Below are 1,956 nucleotides of genomic sequence, written 5' to 3'. Positions count from 1 at the left end.
GGGGGCGAAACGGGTGACGACAGGCGCATACATGGCGTCGGCCGCGGTGAAATGGCCAAACAGGAACGGGCCGCCCCTGCCGTATTTTTCCCGGCACTCGCGCCACAGCGCCTCGATGCGGGCGCGTTGCGCCTCGCCCTCGGCGTCGAGCGGCTTGTGGCCCTTCGGCCGGCGCAAATTCATCGGCCAGCCATAGCGGACCTCGCGAAAGCCGGAATGCATCTCGCTCGCGGCCGAACGCGCCAGCGCGCGGGCGTCGATATCGGCCGGCCAGAGCTTTTTCTCGGGAAACAGGTCGGCGAGATATTCAAGGATGGCAAGGGTTTCCCAGACGATCTTGCCATTGTGATTCAGCACCGGCACCTGACCGGTCGGCGACACTTTCGCCAGATTGGCAAAGGTTTCAGGCGTGCGCAGCCGCACGAAACCTTCCTCGAACGGGATCTCCAGATGCCTCATCGCCAGCCATGGCCGCAACGACCATGAGGAGAAACACTTGTTGCCGATATAGAGCGTGAATTCAGCCATTTTTCTCCCCGCATGCACGGCCATCCAAATTCCATGGTCGACGCGTGTTCGCAGCCTAGCCCACCAGCCTTGCCCCAGGGCGGCGGCCGCGCGACCTGATCTGCCGTCCGGGCGACGCCTGGAACCTAACCGACGCCGGCTCGTTAGCTACCGCAAATGAATTCCTCCGAATTCAGAACCCCAGGAGATGCGCAAAAAATGGTGAACAAGGATCAGGTTGCGGGCGTGGCCAAGCAGGTCAAGGGCTCGGTCAAGGAAGCCGCGGGCAAGGCGACCGGCAACAGGCAGACCCAGGCCGAAGGCACGGGCGACCGGACCGCCGGTAAGGTGCAGAAGGCCTATGGCGACGTCAAGGACAAGGTCAAGAAGGCGCTCTGATCCGACATCGGCAAACGCGCTTTATCGAGGGAAAGGCGGTCGCGAAGGCCGCCTTTTTCAGGTGCTCCAGCCCTTGCTGAAAGCATTGGTGAAGGCGACCTCGCCGTGATCGCCGGCCGCCTCGCCCAGCACCACGTCCATGCCGTCGCTGGTCACCCTGGCCAGCGCGAAACCGCCCATATAGGCAGCCTTCGGCTTGAACAGGTCGATCCCGTCCCTGCGATAGATCAGCGGCGTTTCGTGCTGGTGGCCATGGAAAATGCCGACGACATTGTAGCCCTTCAGCGCCGCCAGCAACGCCTGCCGGTCGGCCTCGCTCCACCAATGCGGCGCACCACTGCCGTCATCATCGAAGTGCCGCTTGGCGGCATCCCAACGTTCCACCGAGAAAGTGTCCCAGCCATAGTGCTGGAACAGGATGACCGGACGGCCGTCCGCCGCATAGGTCGCCAGATCCTGCTTCAGCCATGGCAGGCTGCTCTCGGCGCCGTGGCCGGTATCGCCGGCGAAACGATGCGTCTGGATCAGATGCAGGCCGCCCCAGTCCCAGGAGTAACAGTCGGTGTCGACATCGTAGTCGGTGGCAGGCACCGGCGGCTTGAAGAACACGCCGGCGCGATGGTTGACCTCGACATAATCGCGCAGTTCGCGCCGATACCAGTCGACATGGTGCGGCGGGCCGTTCTGGTCGAGATCATGGTTGCCGAGCCCGATATAGACCGGCATGTGCACGCGATCGGGACCGACGCCCTGGCTGTAGCGCTGGCTGAACTGGAGCAGTTGGGTGCCCTCGCTCGGCTGCGTGATCTGGCCGCCGCCATCGTCGGTGATGTCGCCGCCGACGACAAGGCCGAGCGGCGTGCCTATCCTGCCGGCCGAACGCAGGCCGGTGGCGACGCCATTGATCTCAGTTGGCCAGTCCTTGTCGCCAAGCGCATTCAGCGCCGCCACGTTGCGCAGCAGCGCGGCGTCGGTCTTGCCTTCCTGCAGGCAGTTGGGGCTCAAGCCGCTCGCCATGCGGCAGGCATGGACATCGGCGATGAACAGGAA

At 64.1% G+C, this 1,956-nt stretch carries 3 protein-coding genes; 1 reads left to right on the top strand and 2 read right to left on the bottom strand.

Annotation, left to right across the window (positions count from 1 at the left end):
* Nucleotides 1–528: glutathione S-transferase family protein (locus tag EN991_RS34160; RefSeq protein ID WP_164769591.1), on the bottom strand; the 528-nt coding region annotated here is incomplete at its 3' end.
* A gap of 198 nt (nucleotides 529–726) precedes the next feature.
* On the opposite strand from EN991_RS34160, the gene EN991_RS34155 reads away from it, so the two are divergent.
* Nucleotides 727–906: a CsbD family protein gene (locus tag EN991_RS34155; RefSeq protein ID WP_024505721.1), complete on the top strand. Its 180-nt coding sequence runs from the start codon at nucleotides 727–729 to the stop codon at nucleotides 904–906.
* A 57-nt stretch (nucleotides 907–963) separates the two neighbouring features.
* Here the strand turns inward: EN991_RS34155 and EN991_RS34150 are convergent.
* Nucleotides 964–1,956, bottom strand: a 993-nt coding sequence (locus EN991_RS34150; protein ID WP_127370387.1) for a metallophosphoesterase, incomplete at its 5' end; no start/stop codon positions are given.

Origin of the sequence: Mesorhizobium sp. M7A.F.Ca.US.005.03.2.1 (assembly GCF_003997795.1) — a bacterium.
GTDB classification, from domain to species: domain Bacteria; phylum Pseudomonadota; class Alphaproteobacteria; order Rhizobiales; family Rhizobiaceae; genus Mesorhizobium; species Mesorhizobium ciceri.
Note: the sequence above shows the minus strand (reverse complement) of the source record. Positions and strands in the feature narration are given on the sequence as shown.

Coding starts and splice junctions, on each gene's coding strand:
- EN991_RS34155 (WP_024505721.1), top strand. CDS start 727: ATGGTGAACAAGGATCAGGTTGCGGGCGTGGCCAAGCAGGTCAAGGGC.